General features: G+C 75.3%; 18 protein-coding genes, 2 tRNA genes and 1 other RNA gene. 8 read left to right on the forward strand and 13 right to left on the reverse strand.

Annotated features, from left to right (window positions below):
* Positions 1-124: 124 nt before the first annotated feature.
* The 7 genes from ACI78U_RS18005 to ACI78U_RS18035 form a co-directional block, all read right to left on the reverse strand.
* Positions 125-1,765, reverse strand: a complete 1,641-nt coding sequence (locus ACI78U_RS18005) for a VWA domain-containing protein (RefSeq protein WP_456876761.1) — start codon at positions 1,763-1,765, stop codon at positions 125-127.
* A gap of 120 nt (positions 1,766-1,885) precedes the next feature.
* Positions 1,886-2,863, reverse strand: coding sequence for a UDP-glucuronic acid decarboxylase family protein (locus ACI78U_RS18010; protein WP_456876762.1), 978 nt, complete (start codon positions 2,861-2,863; stop codon positions 1,886-1,888).
* A gap of 179 nt (positions 2,864-3,042) precedes the next feature.
* Complete coding sequence (locus ACI78U_RS18015) at positions 3,043-4,383, reverse strand: ABC transporter substrate-binding protein (protein ID WP_456876763.1); 1,341 nt, start codon at positions 4,381-4,383, stop codon at positions 3,043-3,045.
* Between the two features lie 110 nt (positions 4,384-4,493).
* Positions 4,494-5,666 carry a branched-chain amino acid ABC transporter permease gene (locus tag ACI78U_RS18020; protein ID WP_456876764.1) on the reverse strand — a complete coding sequence of 391 codons (1,173 nt, stop codon included), beginning with the start codon at positions 5,664-5,666 and terminating at the stop codon, positions 4,494-4,496.
* A complete protein-coding gene (locus ACI78U_RS18025; protein ID WP_456876765.1) occupies positions 5,663-6,544 on the reverse strand; it encodes a branched-chain amino acid ABC transporter permease in 882 nt (293 codons plus the stop codon). The genes ACI78U_RS18020 and ACI78U_RS18025 overlap by 4 nt, the downstream gene beginning before the upstream one ends.
* Before the next feature lie 42 nt (positions 6,545-6,586).
* Positions 6,587-7,393, reverse strand: coding sequence for an ABC transporter ATP-binding protein (locus ACI78U_RS18030; RefSeq protein ID WP_456876766.1), 807 nt, complete (start codon positions 7,391-7,393; stop codon positions 6,587-6,589).
* The gene (locus ACI78U_RS18035; protein ID WP_456876767.1) at positions 7,386-8,264 is read right to left on the reverse strand and encodes an ABC transporter ATP-binding protein; all 879 of its coding nucleotides are present in this window, start codon (positions 8,262-8,264) and stop codon (positions 7,386-7,388) included. The genes ACI78U_RS18030 and ACI78U_RS18035 overlap by 8 nt, the downstream gene beginning before the upstream one ends.
* Before the next feature lie 170 nt (positions 8,265-8,434).
* Here ACI78U_RS18035 and ACI78U_RS18040 point away from each other — a divergent pair, with 170 nt between their 5' ends.
* The gene (locus tag ACI78U_RS18040; protein WP_456876768.1) at positions 8,435-9,673 is read left to right on the forward strand and encodes a PucR family transcriptional regulator; all 1,239 of its coding nucleotides are present in this window, start codon (positions 8,435-8,437) and stop codon (positions 9,671-9,673) included.
* Between the two features lie 77 nt (positions 9,674-9,750).
* Here ACI78U_RS18040 and ACI78U_RS18045 read toward each other — a convergent pair whose 3' ends face one another.
* The 3 genes from ACI78U_RS18045 to ACI78U_RS18055 are packed head-to-tail and all read right to left on the reverse strand — an operon-like array spanning position 9,751 to position 11,401.
* On the reverse strand, positions 9,751-9,984 hold the full coding sequence (locus ACI78U_RS18045) for a DUF2630 family protein (RefSeq protein WP_456876769.1): 234 nt from the start codon (positions 9,982-9,984) through the stop codon (positions 9,751-9,753).
* A 14-nt stretch (positions 9,985-9,998) separates the two neighbouring features.
* Complete coding sequence (locus ACI78U_RS18050; protein ID WP_456876770.1) at positions 9,999-10,946, reverse strand: prephenate dehydrogenase/arogenate dehydrogenase family protein; 948 nt, start codon at positions 10,944-10,946, stop codon at positions 9,999-10,001.
* Positions 10,943-11,401: a PaaI family thioesterase gene (locus tag ACI78U_RS18055; protein ID WP_456876771.1), complete on the reverse strand. Its 459-nt coding sequence runs from the start codon at positions 11,399-11,401 to the stop codon at positions 10,943-10,945. Before ACI78U_RS18055 ends, ACI78U_RS18050 begins: the two co-directional genes overlap by 4 nt.
* 43 nt (positions 11,402-11,444) lie before the next feature.
* Here ACI78U_RS18055 and ACI78U_RS18060 point away from each other — a divergent pair, with 43 nt between their 5' ends.
* The 5 genes from ACI78U_RS18060 to ACI78U_RS18080 all read left to right on the forward strand — a co-directional run bounded on the left by ACI78U_RS18060 (position 11,445) and on the right by ACI78U_RS18080 (position 13,905).
* The gene (locus ACI78U_RS18060) at positions 11,445-12,107 is read left to right on the forward strand and encodes an O-methyltransferase (protein WP_456876772.1); all 663 of its coding nucleotides are present in this window, start codon (positions 11,445-11,447) and stop codon (positions 12,105-12,107) included.
* On the forward strand, positions 12,104-12,592 hold the full coding sequence (locus ACI78U_RS18065) for a tRNA adenosine deaminase-associated protein (protein ID WP_456876773.1): 489 nt from the start codon (positions 12,104-12,106) through the stop codon (positions 12,590-12,592). Before ACI78U_RS18060 ends, ACI78U_RS18065 begins: the two co-directional genes overlap by 4 nt.
* Positions 12,589-13,233 carry an HAD-IA family hydrolase gene (locus ACI78U_RS18070; protein ID WP_456876774.1) on the forward strand — a complete coding sequence of 215 codons (645 nt, stop codon included), beginning with the start codon at positions 12,589-12,591 and terminating at the stop codon, positions 13,231-13,233. Before ACI78U_RS18065 ends, ACI78U_RS18070 begins: the two co-directional genes overlap by 4 nt.
* 97 nt (positions 13,234-13,330) lie before the next feature.
* Positions 13,331-13,807 (forward strand): nucleoside deaminase, encoded by a 477-nt coding sequence (locus tag ACI78U_RS18075; protein WP_456876775.1) that lies wholly within the window; start codon positions 13,331-13,333, stop codon positions 13,805-13,807.
* Between the two features lie 10 nt (positions 13,808-13,817).
* Positions 13,818-13,905, forward strand: a tRNA-Ser gene (locus ACI78U_RS18080).
* A gap of 55 nt (positions 13,906-13,960) precedes the next feature.
* On the opposite strand, the gene ACI78U_RS18085 is transcribed toward ACI78U_RS18080, so the two are convergent.
* Complete coding sequence (locus tag ACI78U_RS18085; RefSeq protein ID WP_456876776.1) at positions 13,961-15,682, reverse strand: protein kinase domain-containing protein; 1,722 nt, start codon at positions 15,680-15,682, stop codon at positions 13,961-13,963.
* Between the two features lie 40 nt (positions 15,683-15,722).
* Positions 15,723-16,070 carry a hypothetical protein gene (locus ACI78U_RS18090; protein ID WP_089406046.1) on the reverse strand — a complete coding sequence of 116 codons (348 nt, stop codon included), beginning with the start codon at positions 16,068-16,070 and terminating at the stop codon, positions 15,723-15,725.
* Positions 16,071-16,248: 178 nt separating this feature from the next.
* Here ACI78U_RS18090 and ACI78U_RS18095 point away from each other — a divergent pair.
* Positions 16,249-16,333, forward strand: a tRNA-Ser gene (locus ACI78U_RS18095).
* 45 nt (positions 16,334-16,378) lie between these two features.
* Here ACI78U_RS18095 and ACI78U_RS18100 read toward each other — a convergent pair.
* Positions 16,379-17,272: a DMT family transporter gene (locus ACI78U_RS18100; RefSeq protein WP_456876777.1), complete on the reverse strand. Its 894-nt coding sequence runs from the start codon at positions 17,270-17,272 to the stop codon at positions 16,379-16,381.
* A 262-nt stretch (positions 17,273-17,534) separates the two neighbouring features.
* Between ACI78U_RS18100 and ffs the strand changes: the two genes are divergently transcribed.
* Positions 17,535-17,630, forward strand: an RNA gene (ffs, locus tag ACI78U_RS18105) — signal recognition particle sRNA small type.
* The last annotated feature ends 11 nt before the right edge of the window (positions 17,631-17,641 follow it).

Genomic DNA, 17,641 nt, shown 5'->3' on the forward strand with positions numbered 1-17,641 from the left:
CCCCCCCCCCCCCCCCCCCCCCCCCCCCCCCCCCCCCCCCCCCCCCCCCCCCCCCCCCCCCCCCCCCCCCCCCCCCCCCCCCCCCCCCCCCCCCCCCCCCCCCCCCCCCCCACGACCGCGCGGGTCAGCGCTGGCGCAGCGCGTCGAAGAGGACGTCCTGCAGGTCGTTGGGGTCGACGGCGTTGTAGGCCGCGCCCCCGGTGGCCTGCGCGATCTGCTCGAGCGCGGCGATGTCGGCGTCCGGGCCGAGCGCGATGCCGATGACCTTGACCGGGCGCTGCGGGTCGGCCTCCTCGCCCAGGGTCCGCAGCAGCGTGTCGAGGTCGATGCCCGCCGAGTCCTCGTTGGTGCCGTCGGTGACGATCACGACGCTGCTGACGGCCTCGGGGTCGTACTGCTGCTGAGCCGCGCGGAACGCCTCCAGTGTGGTGTCGTACAGGCCCGTGCCGCCGGGGTCGAGCCGGTCGGGGATGGTGTCGAGCTCCCGGTCGAGCAGCTCGCGCTGGATCGTGCCGTCGACCTCCTCGCTGAGCGTGCGGATGGGCGCGAGCTCCACCCAGTCCTGCTCACCCTCCAATTGGTGCGCGAACACCCACAGCCCGATCGACGACGACCCCGGGATCAGCGTCAGCGCGCTCCGGGCGGCGTCGCGGGCGAGGGTGGCGCGGGTGCCGTCACCGGCGGGGGCCTCCATCGAGGCGGACACGTCGATGACCGTGAGCAGCCGCGAGGGCGCCGCGAGCCGGCTGAGCTCGGTCAGCAGGGTCTGCACCCCCTCGGGGTCGACCTCGAGGACCTCCGGCGCCTCCTCCTGCACCCCCGGGCCGGGCTCGGTCGGCGGGGTCCCCTCGGCGTCGCGGAACCCGGCGTCCAGGACGGCGGTGCGCGCCGCCCCGGAGGTCAGCGTCCGCACGACGGCGTCGACGGCGGCACGCTCCTCGTCGGCGGGGGCGCCCACGCGCAGCACCGGGTAGTCCAGCTGCGGGGAGCCCTCGGCCGGGTAGACCGCGACGAGCGCGGACTCCGGCGTCTCCCGGTTGACCGTGATGACCTCCTGCTCGCTGACCGGCACGAGCGGGGCCTCCACGTCGTCGGCGGCCGCGGCGGCGAGCGCGTCGGCCGGGGCGATGGCCGGGCCCCGGCGGGCGGCGAGGACGGCCTGCACCACGGCGTTGTCGGCCTCCTCGCCGCCACCCAGCGAGGTCTGGACGGCGGCGAGCGCGGCGACGCCCTCGGCGCTGGCGGCCAGGTCGGGCACGGCGACCGGCCGCGCGCCGCTGAGGGCCGCCCGCCAGTCCGGGGCCTGCGCGCTCCAGCCGAGCTCGTCGGCGGCGGCGCGGCTGGTGCCCAGCACCACGGGGGAGGTGGCCATCGAGCCGGACGCGTCGAGGTCGGCGTCCCCGGCGCGGACGGTCCACAGCGAGCTGTCGGGCACCCAGACCTGGGGCAGCGCGCTGCCCTCGAGGGCGGAGAGGTCACCGACGGTCTGCAGTGGCTCCTGGGCGGTCACCTCGCCGACGGCGCAGGCGCCGCCGCCGAGGTCCTGCGGCTCGGCGAGGAGGTCCTGCGCGACGGCGCCCATCTCGGGGGCGACGGTGACCCGCACGGTACGGGTGTCCTCGCAGCCGCTCGCGCCCGACCCGGAGGCCAGGTACCAGACCACGCCCCCGGCCACCACCGCGACCACCACGAGGGCGACCAGCAGGGCGACGGGGGCGGGACGCTGGCTACGGCGCAGGCTGCTCGTGTCGGCGTGGCGGCCCATTGATCGCTCTCCGTCAGTGTCCGGTTCCTAGGCGTGTTCTACGACCGCCGGTCACCAATGTAGATGCGAAGTCGGCCACAGTGTGCGCGGGCCGCCGGACGAGGGCCTGTCGGCCCCGCGTCAGCCGGCCTGCAGCGCGAGCGTCCGCTGCCGCTCGGCGAACCAGGCGACGGTCCGGCGCAGCCCCTCCTCCGAGGGCACGGTCGGCCGCCACCCGAGGAGCTCCTCGGCGCGGCGGGTGTCGGGACGGCGGACCTTCGGGTCGTCGACGGGCAGGTCGATGTACTCGATGCCCGAGGAGGAGCCGGTCAGCTCGATGACCCACTCGGCCAGCCGCAGCATGGAGAGCTCGTCGGGGTTGCCGATGTTGACCGGGCCGGGCTGGTCGGAGAAGGCCAGCGCGAGGATGCCGCGGACCGTGTCGTCGACGTAGCAGATGGAGCGGGTCTGCGAGCCGTCGCCCGCGACCGTCAGCGGCCGGCCGGTCAGCGCCTGGCCGACGAAGGCGGGGATCGCTCGGCCGTCGTCGGCACGCATGCGCGGGCCGTAGGTGTTGAAGATCCGCACGATGCCGGTGTCGGTGCCCTTCGACGTCCGGTACGCGGTGGTCATCGCCTCGCTGAACCGCTTGGCCTCGTCGTAGACCCCGCGCGGGCCGACCGGGTTGACGTTGCCCCAGTACTCCTCGGGCTGCGGGTGCACCAGCGGGTCGCCGTAGACCTCCGACGTCGAGGCCAGCACGTACCGGGCGCCCTTCTCGTGCGCCAGGCCGAGGGTGTGCAGCGTGCCGAGGCTGCCGACCTTCAGCGTCTCGATCGGCATCCTGAGGTAGTCCAGCGGGCTGGCCGGCGAGGCGAAGTGCAGCACCAGGTCGACGTCGCCGGGCACGTGCACGAAGTCGGTGACGTCGCAGCGCACCAGCCGGAAGCCGGGGTGCTCGAGGAGGTGGACGACGTTCTCCGGGGAGCCGGTGAGGAAGTTGTCGAGGCAGACCACCTCGACGCCGCGGTCGAGGAGGTGCTCGCAGAGGTGGGAGCCGAGGAACCCGGCGCCGCCGGTCACCACCGCCCGCCGGATCGTCCGTGCCGCCTGCACCATCCACGCTCCCGTCCCGGTCCTGCCCGTGCCGACCGCCGCGGCTCCTACCCGGAGATCACGACCCGACACTTCGACAGCTGAGTGTCCACCGGCCGGGGGACCCGGCCGGGAACGCCGACGGGCCGCCGGTCTCCCGCAGGAGACCGGCGGCCCGCCGGTGAGGTGCTGGAACGGCTACCTCAGTTGATCGGCTCCTCCTCCGGGATGCCGTTCTCCGGCGGGCTGACGGGCTCGTAGTCGGACTCGGTGATCTCCGCGTCGCCGTTGTCGGTGACGAGCACCGGAGTCAGGTCCTCGGACACCTCGCCCGTGATCCGGCTGACCAGCATGCCGCTGTAGCCGGCGTGCTTGTCCTCCGAGTAGCGGAACTGCGTGAAGCCCGGTCCCTCCCACTCGGAGCCGGCCTGCTCGACGGCGGCGACCAGGTCGTCACGGGTGGGGTTCTGCCCGGCCGACTGCAGGGCCTGGACCATCGTGTACGCCTGCGCCATCCCGAAGATCCGGGTGTTGGTGAGCTCGCCCTCCTCGCCGTACTCGTCCCAGATCCGCTGCCACAGCTGCACCCACTCGTTGTCGGGGGAGTCCAGCGTGGGCATGTACTCGGTGGTGAGGGCTCCGTCGAGCAGGCTGGCGTCGCTGACCTGCCCCTCGGAGAAGCGGGCCAGCAGAGTGCCGACCAGCAACGGGTCCGACCCGACGTTCGAGTAGAACCACTGCGGGTCGTAGCCCAGCTGGAGCGCGGTCAGCTGCGAGAGCGCGGTGTAGGTCGGCACGTTGAAGCCGAGGACGAGGTCCGCGCCGGCGGCCTGCAGGGCGGAGATCTGCGGACGGAGGTCGGTGGCGCCGGGGACGTAGGTCTCCTCGGCGACGATCTGGTCCTCGAGGAACTGGCGGGCACCGGCCGAGCCGTCCTCACCGAAGTCGTCACCCTGCAGGAACAGGCCGACCTTGGCGTCGGGGAAGTTCTCGGCCACGTACTGGCCGATGATCTTGCCCTCGATCTCGTAGTCCGGCTGCCAGCCGAAGGTGTACGGCTTCTCCTCCGGGTCGTCCCAGAGCCGCGAGCCCGACGACACGAACAGGTCAGGCACACCCTCGCTGTTGAGGAAGTCGGTGACCGCGTTGTGGGTCGGCGTCCCGAGGCCCGACATGATCGCGAACACCTCGTCCTCGAGGACGAGCTGGTTGACGATCTGGCTGGTGTTGGTCGGGTTGTAGGCGTCGTCGCGGTAGACGAACTCGAGCTGGCGGCCGTTCACGCCGCCGTTGTCGTTGACGTAGTCGAAGTACGCCGTCACACCGGAGGGGATCTCGCTGTAGCCGGGCGCGGCCGGACCGGTCAGCGGGTAGTGCGCGCCGAGCTTGATGCTGTCCTCGGTGATGCCGATGTCCGAGGCCTCGTTGTCCTCGCTGCCTCCGCCGCCACCTCCACCGGAGTCCCCGCCGCCACAGGCGGCGAGGGTGGTGGCGACGGTCGCCGCGGCCACGAAGCTGACGAGGCGTCGTGAGGAACTGGTCAAGGGTTCTCCTCTGAGGGGGACCCGGGCACCGGTGCCCGGGAGGTCTGGGTGGGGGAGTGTCGAGGTGGCCGGTGGCCGGGCCGGGGGACAGCCGACGGGGTCCGGGCTCCTCACCCCCTGGCGCGGGCGGCGGCCCGCCGCCCGCGCTGCCTCATCCAGGCCAGCCGGATCGACCCGACCAGGCCGGCGGGGGCGAACAGCATGACCAGCACGAGGATCACGCCGTAGACGACGTAGGAGATCTCGGCCGCCTGGGCGGCGTCCATGTCCAGTGACTCCCCGGCGTCGCGCAGGTAGCGCGGCAGGAAGACCAGCAGCGCCGAGCCGATGAGCGCCCCGAGCAGGCTGCCCAGACCGCCGATGACGATGGCGGTCAGCAGCGACAGCGACAGGACGATGGTGAAGGCGGTCGGTGCGGTCAGCCGGACGACGAGGGCGAGGACGGCGCCGGCCAGGCCCGCGCAGGCGGCGCTGACCACGAAGGCCGTCACCCGCCACGCGCCGAGGTTGATGCCCGCGAGCTCGGCGGCCACCTCCTGGTCGCGCACCGCGCGCCAGGTGCGCCCGATCCGGCTGCGCATGAGGTTGGCCAGCAGGAAGTAGGTGATGATCAGGCACGCGACGGCGATGTAGGCGATCCACTTGACGCCCGAGGCCGAGTTGCCCGACAGGGTGCGGATCGTCTCGACGAACCAGTCGGGGCGGTCCGGGCTGGAGACCGTCAGGCCCTGCTCGCCGCCGAGCAGCTCGTCGTAGAACAGCGCCAGGCCGGGCAGGCCGACGGCCAGCGCCAGCGTCGCGCCGGCCAGGTAGGGGCCGTGCAGCCGGGCGGCGGCGACGCCGACGACCGCGCCGACGACCGAGGTGAGCGCGACCGCGATGAGGAAGACGACGGCCAGCGGCAGCGGCTCCTCGGTGTCGAGGAGCAGCGCGGTGGTGTAGCCGCCCACCGCCATCAGGGCGCCGTGGCCCAGCGAGATCTGCCCGTTGAGCCCGGTGAGCAGGGTCAGCCCGCCGGCGGCGATCGCGTAGTAGGCGACGTAGCTGATCTGCGCGTTGAAGCCGAGGTCGGTCGCCTCGAGCAGGACGACCGCGCCGACGGCGGACAGGAGCACGACGAGCAGGTGGCGCAGCAGCGTGTTGCGCGGCAGGAAGGAGCGCCCGCCGGAGGCCTGCGCGGAACTGGCGTTGCTGGCCGCGGTGGCCGTCGTCGGCGCGTCGGAGGTCGCCGCGCCGGCGCCGGGGGACGAGGCCGGGGTCTGCAGGTCGCTCACGGCGGTCACGCCCTCCGTGTCTGGGTCGTCGAGAAGAGGCCACCGGGCCGCACCAGCAGGACCACCACGAGGATGACCAGGGCGGCGATGCCGACGAGGGTCTCGTCGACGTACCCGCGGACGTAACTGAGCGCCAGGCCCAGCAGCAGCCCGCCGACGACCGCACCGATGGGCGAGTCCAGGCCGCCGAGGACCGCGGCGACGAAGCCGAAGACGATCAGCGAGTCCATGAAGGTCGGCGACACGAAGGACGTCTCGGCGGCGATGAGCATGCCGGCCAGCGACCCGACGACGGCGGCCAGCGCCCAGCCGAGGGTGAGCATCCGGCCGACCCGGACCCCGAGCAGCCGGGCGACCTCCTGCCCGAAGGCCGAGGCGCGCATGGCCAGGCCGACGCGGGTGAAGCGGAACAGCGCGGTGAGCCCGACCATCACGAGCAGGACCGCGAGGAGCGTGTAGACGGTGTTGGGGCTCAGCGCCAGGGTGAAGTCGCCGACCTCGAAGCCGATGTTGGAGAACGGCGGGACGAAGGCGCGCTGGTTGACGCCGAAGAGCACCGAGATCAGCGCCTGGATGGCGATGAACAGACCCAGGGTGACGATGACCGCGTTGAGCTCCGGCCCGCCCTCCACCGGCCGGATCACCACCCGCTCGACCACCGCGCCGAGGACCAGCCCGGCGAGCAGCGCGACGACGAGGCCGACCCAGTAGGACTGGCCCGACTCGATGAGGGACAGGGCGATGAACGTGGTGAGCGCCGCCATGGCGCCCTGCGCGAAGTTGACGATCCGGGTGGACCGCCAGATCAGCACCAGGGCCAGGGCGAACGCGGCGTAGACCGAGCCGGTGATCACCCCGCCGAGGGTGAGGTTGACGAATTCCTGCACGAGGAGGCTGCCTTCCAGGCGGTGCGGAGGAGCGGGGGAGGGCTAGAAGCCGAGGTAGGCGTGCCGGAGGTCCTCGTCGCCGGCGAGTCGCGCGGCGTCGTCGGTGACGACGACGCGGCCGAGGTTGAGGACCACGCCGGTGTCGGCCACCGACAGCGCGCTGCGGGCGTTCTGCTCGACCAGCAGCACCGACAGACCCTCGGTGTCGACGAGCTGGCGCAGCAGCGCGAAGATCTGCGCCACGATCCGCGGGGCCAGGCCCAGCGACGGCTCGTCGAGGAGCAGCACCTTCGGCCGGGCCAGGAGCGCGCGGCCGATGACCAGCATCTGCCGCTCGCCGCCCGAGAGCGTGTGCGCCGTCTGGTTGCGGCGCTCCCTGATCCGCGGGAACAGGTCGTAGACCCGGTCGAACTCCTCCTGCGCGACCTTGCCGCGGAACAGCGAGCCGACCCGCAGGTTCTCGTCGACGGTCAGCTCGGCGATGACGCCGCGGCCCTCCGGCACGTGCGACATGCCCTTGGTGACCATGGCCTCGACCGGTGCCCGCGTGACGTCCTCGCCGTTCAGGACCACCCGGCCGGCGGTCGGGCGGACCAGGCCGCTGACGGTCCGCAGCAGCGTCGTCTTGCCCGCGCCGTTGGCGCCGAGCACGGCGGTGATCCGGCCCTGCTCGGCGCGCAGCGTGACGCCGTCGAGCGCCCGGACCGGGCCGTAGGCGGCCGACAGGCCCTCGACGGAGAGGACGGCGTCGGCGGTCGCCGTCGCGGAGCCGCCCGACGGGACGCCCTTGGTCAGGCCGGTGGAGGGGCCGCCGGCGCCCGAGGCGGTGCTGCCGTGCGTCTCAGCCACGCTGCGTGCCCCCGTCCGTCGCCGCCAGCTCGCTGGCGTCGACCGTGTCGTCGACGGCGTCGCCGAGGTAGGCCTCGGTGACCGCCGGGTCGTTCTGCACCTGCTCGGGGGTCCCGGCGGCGATCTGCTGCCCGGAGTCGAGGACGGTGATCCGGTCGCACACGCGCATGACCAGGTCCATGTGGTGCTCGACGAGCAGGACGCTCATCCGGCCCGACAGGTGGCCGATGATGGTGCCCAGCTCGTGCATCTCCTCCTCGGACAGGCCGCTGGCCGGCTCGTCGAGGAGCAGCAGCTCCGGCTCGGACACCAGGGCGCGGGCCAGCGCCACCCGCTTCTGCACGGGGTAGGGGAGGCTGCCGGGGTAGCGGGCGGCGTAGCCCTCGGCGTCGAGCTCGGAGAGGGCGCCCAGGGCGCGCTCGCGCAGCCGGGCGTCGTCCTTGTCCGAGGTCGGGAGGGCGAACAGCGCGGAGAAGAACCCCGCCCTCGCGTGCTTGTGCGCCCCGACCATGACGTTCTCGAGCACCGTCAGCCCGGGGAACAGGCCCACGCCCTGCAGGGTGCGCGCGATGCCGAGCTCCGCCAGCTCGTTCGGCCGCAGCCGCCGCAGCTCCTGACCGCGCCAGGCGATGCGGCCCGCGGTCGGGCGGACCAGGCCGCAGGCCACGTTGAACAGCGTCGTCTTGCCGGCGCCGTTGGGGCCGATGAGACCGTGGACCTGCCCCGGCTCCACGGTCAGCGACACGTCCGTGAGGGCCTTGACCCCACCGAAGGCGACGCTGATCCCGGTCATCTCCAGCCGGGCGGTGGGCCGTCTCTCCGCGTGGGGGGTGCTGCCCGTGGTGTCCGGCGGGTGCGCCAAGGGGCCCACGTCTCCTCTGCGTCGGGGAGGTGACCGCGACCGCAGCGCACGGTGGCGAATAGGTCACGGGTCCGTCCCGATGAGCCTGCCGACCGGTGGAGGGCGTCACAATGGGCTGACCGCACAGTGATCGGTGCCACCTGTTGTGCTGTCAGCAGTGCGTTACCGGAGGTGATCACGTGCAGGCGACCCAGCGTGCGGTGGCCGGCCGCCTGGCGGAGCTCGCGCCGGTGCTGCTCACCGAGCTCGACCGGATGACCGACCGGATGGTCGACATCCTCGTGCGCACCGAGCCGGCCTACCGGGAGGCGCTGCAGGCCGACCCCGCGGCGATGCACGCCTCCCTCAAGGGCAACCTCGCCGTCGGCGTCCGCGCGCTGCTCTCGGAGGGCTCGGTCGCCGAGCGCGAGGCCGGTGCCGCCGCGGCCGCCGAGGTCGGCCGGGCGCGGGCCACCCAGGGCGTTCCGCTCGAGGCGGTGCTGCGCGGCTACCGGCTGGGCGGGCAGGTGCTCTGGGAGGCGCTGGTCGCGGCCTCGCGCCAGTGCGCCGGCCACGACGACGGCCTGCTGCTCGAGGTGGCCGGGTCCCTCTGGCGCACCAACGACCGCGAGTGCAGCGCCGTGGCCGCGGGCTACCGCGCCGAGGAGCGCCGGCGCACCGGCCTCGACGCCGCCGAGCAGCAGCGGCTGGTCCACGGCCTGCTCGACGGCCGCGGCGGGGACCCCGCCTTCGTCCGGACGGCGTCCGAGCTGCTCGCCGTCCCGCTGGCCGGCCGGCTCGCCGTCGTCGTCGCGCCTGCGGCGGAGGACGGGCCGTGCCCGCTGCCCGACGCGGTGTCGGCGCTGCTCAAGCGCGGCATCCGCTCGGCCTGGGCCACGCGGTCGCAGGCGCTGGTGGGCGTCGTGGCCCTGGGCGCCCGCCGGCTCCCGGAGCTGCTGGGCTGGCTGGGGGGACTGGCCACCGGCCCGGTGGGGGTGTCGGCCGTCGTCGACGGCGCGGCGGGCGTGGCCGGCGCCTACCGGCTGGCGGAGACCGCCGCGCGCACGCTGCCCGCCGGCGCCGCCCGGGTCGTCCCCATCGACGAGCGGCTGCCCGAGGCGCTGCTGTCCAACTCGCCGGAGATCACCGAGCGCCTGGTCGGGCAGACCCTGGGCCGGCTGCTGGAGCTGCCCGGCGACGAGCGCGAGGTGCTGCTGGAGACGCTGTCGGCCTTCCTCGACGCCGACGGCTCACCCACCCGCGCCGCCGACCTCCTGTACTGCCACCGCAACACGGTCATGCACCGGCTGCGGCGGATCGAGTCGGTGACCGGCCGCAAACCCACCGACCCGCGGGCGCGGCTGCTCTGGCAGCTGGCGCTGCTGGGCACCGGCCACCACGACGCGGGAGGCCGCCGGCCGGTCCGCGACTCCGCATAGCGGGGGACTGGGACGGCCCCCTCGCAGGGGCCCGCCCCGAGCTCGCGAGGGGTGGGGGCGAGGGGGTCCTCCTGCTGCTACTGGAGGTAGCCCTCGACCTCGGACTTCGGCCGCACCTCGGCGGTGTCGGGGTCCTCGTCGTACTGCCGCTTGGCGTCTCGCTGACGGCGCAGGTCCCAGAGCTGGTCCCGCTCCTCCTCGATCTGCCGGAGCCGGGCCCGCTGCTCGGCCGTGTGTTCCCCGCTCTCCCTCAGCAGGCGCTCCTCGTCGGCGAGTGCGTCGATGCGGTGGCGGATCTCGTCGTCGTCCATGCCCGCACCTTGCCCTACGTCTCCGCGGCGTAACCCGGCCGGCTCTCCGGCACCCAGCCCTCCACGAAGGCGGCCAGCCGGCGGGTGACCGCCCCGCCGGCCCGACCCAGGGCCAGCAGCGCCGCCCGGTCCAGCGGCACCCGGACGGTCCGCCGGCCGGCGTCCCCTCCGGGGAGCCCGGCGCGCGCCGCGTGTCCGGCGGCCACCAGCTCCGGCCACGGGCGCTCGAGCTGGTCGAGGACCCGCTGCAGCGCGGCCACCGTCGGCCCGGCGTTGCCCTCGACCATCGCGGTGACGAACGCCGGGTCGCTGCCGGCGACCCGGGTGCCGTCGCGGAAGCTGCCGGCGGCCAGCGCCAGGGCCAGCGGCCCGGCCGCACCGGCGGCGGCGGCGAGCGCCGCGGCGAGCAGGTGCGGCACGTGGCTGACGGCGGCGACGGCGGCGTCGTGGTCGGCGGCGGTCACCGGCACCACCTCGGCGCCGGCGTCGAGGGCCACCTCGGCGGCGCGCAGCCAGCGCGGCAGCTCGGTGCCCGGCTCCAGGCACAGCGCCCAGCGGGCGCCGCGGAACAGCGCCGGGTCTGTGGCGGCGTGACCGGAGCGCTCGGTCCCGGCCATCGGGTGCCCGGCGACGAACCGCCCGCCCAGCGCGGCGCCCACCGAGGCCAGCACCGGCGCCTTCACCGAGCCGAGGTCGGTGACGGTGGCGGCCGGGTCGACGTCGAGCCCGTCGAGTGCCGTGGCCATCACCGGCAGCGGGACGGCGAGGACGACGACGCCGGTCAGCTCCCGGGTCACCTGCACACCGCGCGCCGCGGCGGCCTCCCGTGCAGCGGGGTCGACGTCCCACCCGCGGACCTCGCGGCCGGCCGCGACCAGGGCGGCGGCCAGCGAGCCGCCCAACTGCCCCAGGCCGACGACGCCGACCGGCGGACGCGGCATCGTCGGGAGAGGCAGGCTCACTCCGGCGTCCCCCAGGTGCGGTCGGTGCGGAAGACCCGGGCCAGGGCGGTGGCCACCAGCCGGCCGTCCTCGCCGCGGGCGTCGATCCGGTAGACGGCGGTGCGCCGGCTGCGGTGCAGCTCGGTGCCCTCGGCCACCAGCCGCTCGCCGGGCCGGCCGGGGGCGAGGAACTCGGTGTGCACGTCCTGCGCGACCGCGACGACGCCGTGGCTGTTGCCCACCGCGGCGTGGACGACGTCGAGCAGCGCCATCGTCGCGCCGCCGTGCGCGGTCCCGACGGCGTTGAGGAGGCGCGGGCCCACGGTCATGCCCGCGCGGGCGTACCCGGGGCGGACCTCCTCGAGGACGATGCCCAGCAGGTCCGCGAGCGGGTCGGCGGCGAGCCGGGCGGCCAGCGCGGGATCGACCCGGGCGCCGTCGACCTGGGCACCGTGGTCCGGAGCGGGATCGGCCATGATCAGAGGCTATGCCGCACTCCCCGTGCCCCAGGCGCGTGGCATGACGCCGCGCTCGTTCCTCCTCACGCCGGAGCTCGCCGACCACGTGCGGGCCAGCTCCGAGCCGGTCGACGAGGTGGTGGCCGACCTCGTCGCCGAGACCGCGGCCCTGGCCGAGCGCGGCGAGGTGTCACCGACCTTCCAGATCGCCCCGGAGCAGGGCGTCTTCATGCAGCTGCTCACCCGGGCCGTGGGTGCCCGCCGGGCGATCGAGATCGGCACCTTCACCGGCCTCTCGGCGCTGTGCATCGCCCGCGGCCTGCCCGACGACGGCTCGCTGCTCTGCCTGGACCGCAACGCGGAGTGGACGGCGATCGCGCAGCGGTACTGGGAGCGGGCCGGGGTCGCCGGCCGGATCGAGGTCCGGCTGGGCGAGGCGCTGGACACCCTGCGCGCCCTCCCCGGTGAGCCCGTGTTCGACCTCGCCTTCGTCGACGCCGACAAGACCGGCTACCAGGCCTACGTCGACGAGCTCCACCCGCGGATGCGGCCCAACGGGCTGGTCCTGCTGGACAACACGCTGCGCGGCGGCCGGGTGCTCGACCCCCGCTCCGACGACGACCACGCGGTGGTGGCGCTCAACGCGGCGCTGGCCGGCGACCCGCGCTGGGAGACCGTGCTGTTGCCGGTGGCCGACGGCCTGACCCTGCTGCGCCGGCGATGAGCGGCGCGGAGGGCGGGAGCTGGGCGGTGCGGGTCAGCCGCGCCGCGGACCGCTGGCAGGTCGAGCTGCTCGCCGCCGACGCCGGTGCCGAGCTGCCCGTGCTCGAGCGGGCACTGGGGGAGCCGGGCCCCTGGCCGGCACCGTTCGTGGTCGTCGTCGACTCGCGCCTGTACTTCGTCGTGCTGCGGCACGGCCCGGGCGGGATGGTCCGGGCGCTGATCTCGGACGCGACGATGCAGGAGTGGGTGCTCGGCGCCGAGGTGGTCGAGCGCTACGGGATCGCCGTGGACGAGGACGGCGCCTTCGACGACGACGAGACCGGCTGGCCCGGAGGTGACCTCGACGTGTTCGCCGACGACGGGCTGCCCGCCGACCAGCTGCGGCCGATCGTGACCGCCGACGACCTGTGGGCCGACGAGATGGTCGCCAAGATCGCCGCCCGGCTGGGGTTCGCCGACGAGTTGGCCGCCGCGGTGGGACGGTGACCGCTCGCGTCTCCGCCGTCGTCTTCGACCTCGGCGGGGTGATCACCGAGAGCCCGATGCTGGCCTTCGCCGCCTACGAGGCCGAGGCCGGGTTGCCCGAGGGCCTCATCCGCCGGCTCAACAGCACCGCTCCCGACACCAACGCCTGGGCCCGGTTCGAGCGCAACGAGCTCGACGTCGAGGGGTTCGTCGACACCTTCGAGGCCGAGGCGCTGGCCGCCGGGCACCGGGTGGACGCCCGCCGGGTGCTGGCCGCGCTGTCGGGCGAGATCCGCCCGGAGATGGTCGAGGCCGTGCGGCGGCTGCGGGCGGCGGGCCTGCCGCTGGGGATGCTGTCGAACAACGTGGCGCCGATGGAGCGCACCGGGCGGCTGGCCGAGCTGCTCGACCTGTTCGACGCCGTCGTCGAGAGCTCGATCGAGGGGGTGCGCAAGCCCGAGCCGGAGATCTACCGGCGGGCGCTGGCCCGGCTGAACGAGGCGGTCGGGCGGGACCTGGCGTTCGCCGACTGCGCCTACCTCGACGACCTCGGCATCAACCTCAAGCCCGCCCGGGCGCTGGGGATGCACACCGTCAAGGTGTCCGACCCCGCGGCCGCGCTGGCCGAGCTGTCCGCGCTGGTCGGCTTCCCGCTGACGTGAGCGCCGGGCACCAGCTCCTCCGCGGGCAGTCGTGCTCTGCACACCACTGTGTGCAGAGCACGACTGTCCCCGGGACACCCCTCCGGGACGGCGGGCCGTGACGGCCCCGGGACCGGACGCCCTCGACGCGGCGATGGCGCGGGCGCTGGAGCTCGCCGCCGCCGCGCAGGAGTGGGGCGACACGCCGATCGGCGCCGTCGTCCTCGGGCCCGGCGGCGGGGTGCTCGCCGAGGCGGCCAACGAGCGGGAGCGGCTGGGTGACCCCACTGCCCACGCCGAGGTGCTGGCGCTGCGCGCGGCGGCGCGGGTGCACGGCGACGGCTGGCGGCTGACCGGCGCCACGCTGGTGGTCACCCTCGAGCCGTGCACGATGTGCGCCGGCGCGAGCGTCCTGGCCCGCGTGGCGCACGTCGTCTACGGCGCCGACGACCCCAAGGCCGGGGCCGCCGGGTCGCTGTGGGACGTCGTCCGCGACCGCCGGCTCAACCACCGGCCGCAGGTGACCGGGGGTGTGCGGGCCGAGGAGAGCGCCGCGCTCCTACGCGCGTTCTTCCGCCGTCAGCGGGGCCTGTAGTCTGTCCGACGGTGGCGTGTCCGAGCGGCCGAAGGAGCACGCCTCGAAAGCGTGTGAGGTGCAAGCCTCCGTGGGTTCAAATCCCACCGCCACCGCCAGCAGCGCGACGACGGCGGCGTCCCACCCGGGGCGCCGCCGTCGTCGCGTCCGGGTTCAGGCGACCACGTCGAGGTCGATGAGCAGCCGGCCGTCCTCGCCGCGGACGAAGGTCACCGCGTGGGTCTCGACCAGCCGCTCGCCGGGGTTGAGGAACTCGACCCGCGTCGTGGCGGTGATGCGGTCGCCCTCGTCGGTGACGTCGCGCACCTCGAGCAGGTTGACCTCCGACCAGCGGCCGAAGAAGTCCTCGAAGTACCCCAGGCTCGCCCGGGACCGCAGGGTCGGCCCGGTGAGCTCGTAGGCGCCGGCCGCGTCGTCGGGCAGCAGCGCGTAGTACTGCTCGAGGGTCTCCCGCGCCTCGGTGGCCGGGTCCGCCGGCGCCGGGCTCTCCTGCCCGGGGTCCTCGGCCGGGCTCTCGGAGACCGGCTCGCTCCCCGACGTGGGGGAGGCCTCCGTGGCCGGCGGTCCCCCCGCCGTCGGCGCGGACCCCGACGACGGGTCCGCGGCCGGCTCCTCCGTCCCGCTCGCCGGAGCCGACGAGGAACCGTCGGCACCGGCCGACGTCCCGCCGGGGTCGTCGTTCCCGCCGGTCGCCAGCCAGGTGCCCACCGAGGCGGCGAGGGCGACCAGCGCGACGGCCAGGACGACCAGCAGCGGACGGCGCCGCCTCCGCCGCGGGCCCACCAGCGGCCCCGACCGCTCCGGCTGGGGCGGGTCCGCGGCCGGGGGCGCCGCGGGGGAGGGCTCGACGGTGGGAGGGTCCGTGGCCGGAGACCCCACGAGCGTCGCCGGCGAGACGGGGGTCGGCGGGTCGACGACCTCCGGGGGCGGGCCGACCGGCAGCGGCGGGTCGGGCGACAGCTGCGCGGTGCGGGTGCGGCTCGGGGAGGCGCCCAGGGCGGTGCGGGCCAGCAGGACCGTCGTCGGGTCGCCGTCGCGCCCGGCGGCCAACCGGGCGAGCTCGTCGCGGACCTCGCCCATCGAGGGACGCCGCGCCGGGTCGGCCTCGAGCATCCGCCGCAGCGGCCGGTCCAGCGATCCCGCGCGCCGCGGCGGGCGGACCTCGCCGCCGGCCACGCGGTGCAGCAGGCGCAGCGCGTTGTCGTCCATCCCGAACGGCGGCTCGCCCTCCAGGCAGGTGTAGAGCGTCGCGCCCAGCGAGAAGACGTCGCTGGCCGCGGTCATCTCGCTGCCCTGGGCCACCTCGGGCGCCAGGAACGCCGGTGTCCCGGTGATCTGGCCGGTCTGGGTGAGCGTGACGTCGCCGCTGGCGTGCGAGATGCCGAAGTCGGTGATCTTCACCAGGCCGTCGACCCGCGGGCCCCGGCCGACCAGCACGTTGCCCGGCTTGACGTCGCGGTGCACGATCCCGGCCTCGTGCACCGCGACCAGCGCGTCGGCCAGCTGGGCGCCCACCTGGGCCACCTGGTCCGGACGCAGCACGCCGTCCTGGTGCAGCACCTCGGCGAGGCTGCGGGAGGGCAGGTACTCCATGACCAGCCACGGGACGCCGTCCTCGAGCGCGACGTCGAAGACCGAGATCGCGTGCGGGTGGGTCAGCCGGGCGGCGATGCGGCCCTCGCGCAGCGCGCGCTGGCGCTGCTGGTCGGCCACCGCGCGGTCGGTCCCGGCCGGTAGCAGCACCTGCTTGACGGCCACCTCGCGACCGAGCAGCTCGTCACGCCCGAGCCACACCGCGCCCATGCTGCCGGTGCCCACCCGCGACACCAGGCGGTAGCGGCCGGCCACCAGGCGGCCGGGAACGGTCGAGGTCACCGGCGCTCCCTACCCCAGCCGGGCGCTCCGGCACTCCTCCTCAGACGGTGCTGGGGACGCCGTACCGGCGGGCGTACTCCTCCTGGGCGCCGGAGGGCAGGACGTCGTAGAGCCCGCCGAGCTCCTCGACGGCGCCGGGGGGCAGGTCGTCGAAGAGCCGCTCCCACGTCGGGGGCTCGTCGTAGCTGCGGGTGAGCAGCAGCTCCCAGGCCTGGGCCTGGCGGTCGCGCTTGCTGCGCTCGGCGGCGAACTCCGACAGGTAGCGGTCCTTGGCCGCCGCCTTCTCCTCCGCCGTCGCCGAGGGCGGCAGACCCGCGGGGTCCGCGCCGCGCAGGACGGCCACGATCTCGTCCACCACCTCCGGTCGGACCTGGCCCGGCTCGCTCATCGTCCTGCTCCTCGGTCTGTGCACTCACCCGCTGTGCCGGCTCCCGTGCGCCGGCTCCGGCCTCCCCGACCTCGTCAGCCTGCCCCGTACCGCCGCAGGTGACCACCCGGGGCGGCGCGTCCCGCCCCGCGGCCCGCCGGCTGACCCCCGCGGCGCCGCCCGCTACCATCGGGGCACGGGAGGATTCGCCTAGTGGCCTATGGCGCTCGCTTGGAAAGCGGGTTGGGGGCAACCCCTCGGGAGTTCGAATCTCCCATCCTCCGCACCGCGACGACGGGCCCCGGCAGACCGCCGGGGCCCGTCGCCGTTCACGCGCCGGTCGCCGCGACCGGCCGGGCCCGGCGGCCCAGCTCGCGCAGGTACAACCCCGCGACCGCGGCGAGCAGCAGCACCCCGCCGGCGACGGCGGCCGGCTCGAGCCGCTCGCCGAGCAGCGCCGTCGCCAGGACCGTCGCCGTGAGCGGCTCGAGCAGCGTCACGATCGAGGCCACCGCGCCCGGGACCGTCCGCACGCCGGTGAAGAACAGGCCGTAGGCGAGGGCGCTCGGCACCAGCCCGAGGTAGAGCAGCACCGCCAGCGCGACGCCGTCGGACGGGACGGCCAGCCCCTCGGCGAGGACCACGGGCGTGAGCAGCAGCGCGCCGCCGCCGAACCCGGCGAGGGTGACCGGGACGCCGGCGGGCACCCCGCCGCCGGCCAGCGTGACGACGGCGTAGCCGAGCGCCGAGCCGGTGGCCGTGAGCGCGCCGAGCAGCACCGTCGTCCCGGTGTCGGCGCCCGCGGACACCCCGACCAGCAGGGTGAGCCCGACGAGGGCGACCCCCAGCGCGGCGAGGGTCGACCGGTTGGGCCGCCCGGCGCCGAGCAGGACGCCGCCGACGGCGACGAGCAGCGGTGCCAGACCCAGGGCGACCAGGGTGGCGATGCTCACGCCCGCCCGCTCGACGGCGCTGAAGTAGGCGAGCTGGTAGGCGGCCAGGCCCGCCCCGATGAGGACGAGGCGGGCGGCGAGCGGCCGGCTCAGCGGGACGGCGGGCCCGCGGCGGCGGGTCGTGGCCGCCCACGCCGCGAGCAGGGCGACCGCGCCGATCGCGAGGCGGTACCACGCGATGTCGAGCGCGGACAGGCCGGTGCGGTCGGCGACCACGCGGCCGGACAGGCCGGCGGTGCCCCAGCAGAGGGCGGCGAGGACGACGAACACGAACCCACGGCGGGACGACGAGGATCCACGCCGGGACGACGAGGACGAACTGCGGGAGGACGGGAGGGAGGACATGACGCTCCTGGGCGCTGGTTCCGGACGGGGCAGCGGTCCGGAGCACGGCGCAGCGGCGGCCGGCGCGTACCGGCCACGGGGATCAGCCCGCGGTGCTCCGGGTCAGGAGCGGGGCGGGGGCAGCACGAGGGCGCGCCGGGGCGTCATGCCCTGGGAGCGTAGCGGCCGGCGTCCTCTACAGTGGTGGGCAGACCCCTCGTGTGGCGTCACCCCGTGAACCTCCCCAGGGCCGGAAGGCAGCAAGGATAAGCGGGCTCTGGCGGGTGCGCGGGGGGTCCCTTCTCTCCCGGGCGA

Source organism: Geodermatophilus sp. SYSU D00710 (assembly GCF_054050195.1).

What these genes read in the sequence shown, in the direction of transcription:
- ACI78U_RS18010 (WP_456876762.1), bottom strand. Translation starts at nt 2,863, where the DNA reads ATGGTGCAGGCGGCACGGACGATCCGGCGGGCGGTGGTGACCGGCGGC.
- ACI78U_RS18090 (WP_089406046.1), bottom strand. Translation starts at nt 16,070, where the DNA reads ATGAGCGAGCCGGGCCAGGTCCGACCGGAGGTGGTGGACGAGATCGTG.
- ACI78U_RS18045 (WP_456876769.1), bottom strand. Translation starts at nt 9,984, where the DNA reads ATGGACGACGACGAGATCCGCCACCGCATCGACGCACTCGCCGACGAG.
- ACI78U_RS18055 (WP_456876771.1), bottom strand. Translation starts at nt 11,401, where the DNA reads ATGGCCGATCCCGCTCCGGACCACGGTGCCCAGGTCGACGGCGCCCGG.
- ACI78U_RS18005 (WP_456876761.1), bottom strand. Translation starts at nt 1,765, where the DNA reads ATGGGCCGCCACGCCGACACGAGCAGCCTGCGCCGTAGCCAGCGTCCC.
- ACI78U_RS18060 (WP_456876772.1), top strand. Translation starts at nt 11,445, where the DNA reads ATGACGCCGCGCTCGTTCCTCCTCACGCCGGAGCTCGCCGACCACGTG.
- ACI78U_RS18065 (WP_456876773.1), top strand. Translation starts at nt 12,104, where the DNA reads ATGAGCGGCGCGGAGGGCGGGAGCTGGGCGGTGCGGGTCAGCCGCGCC.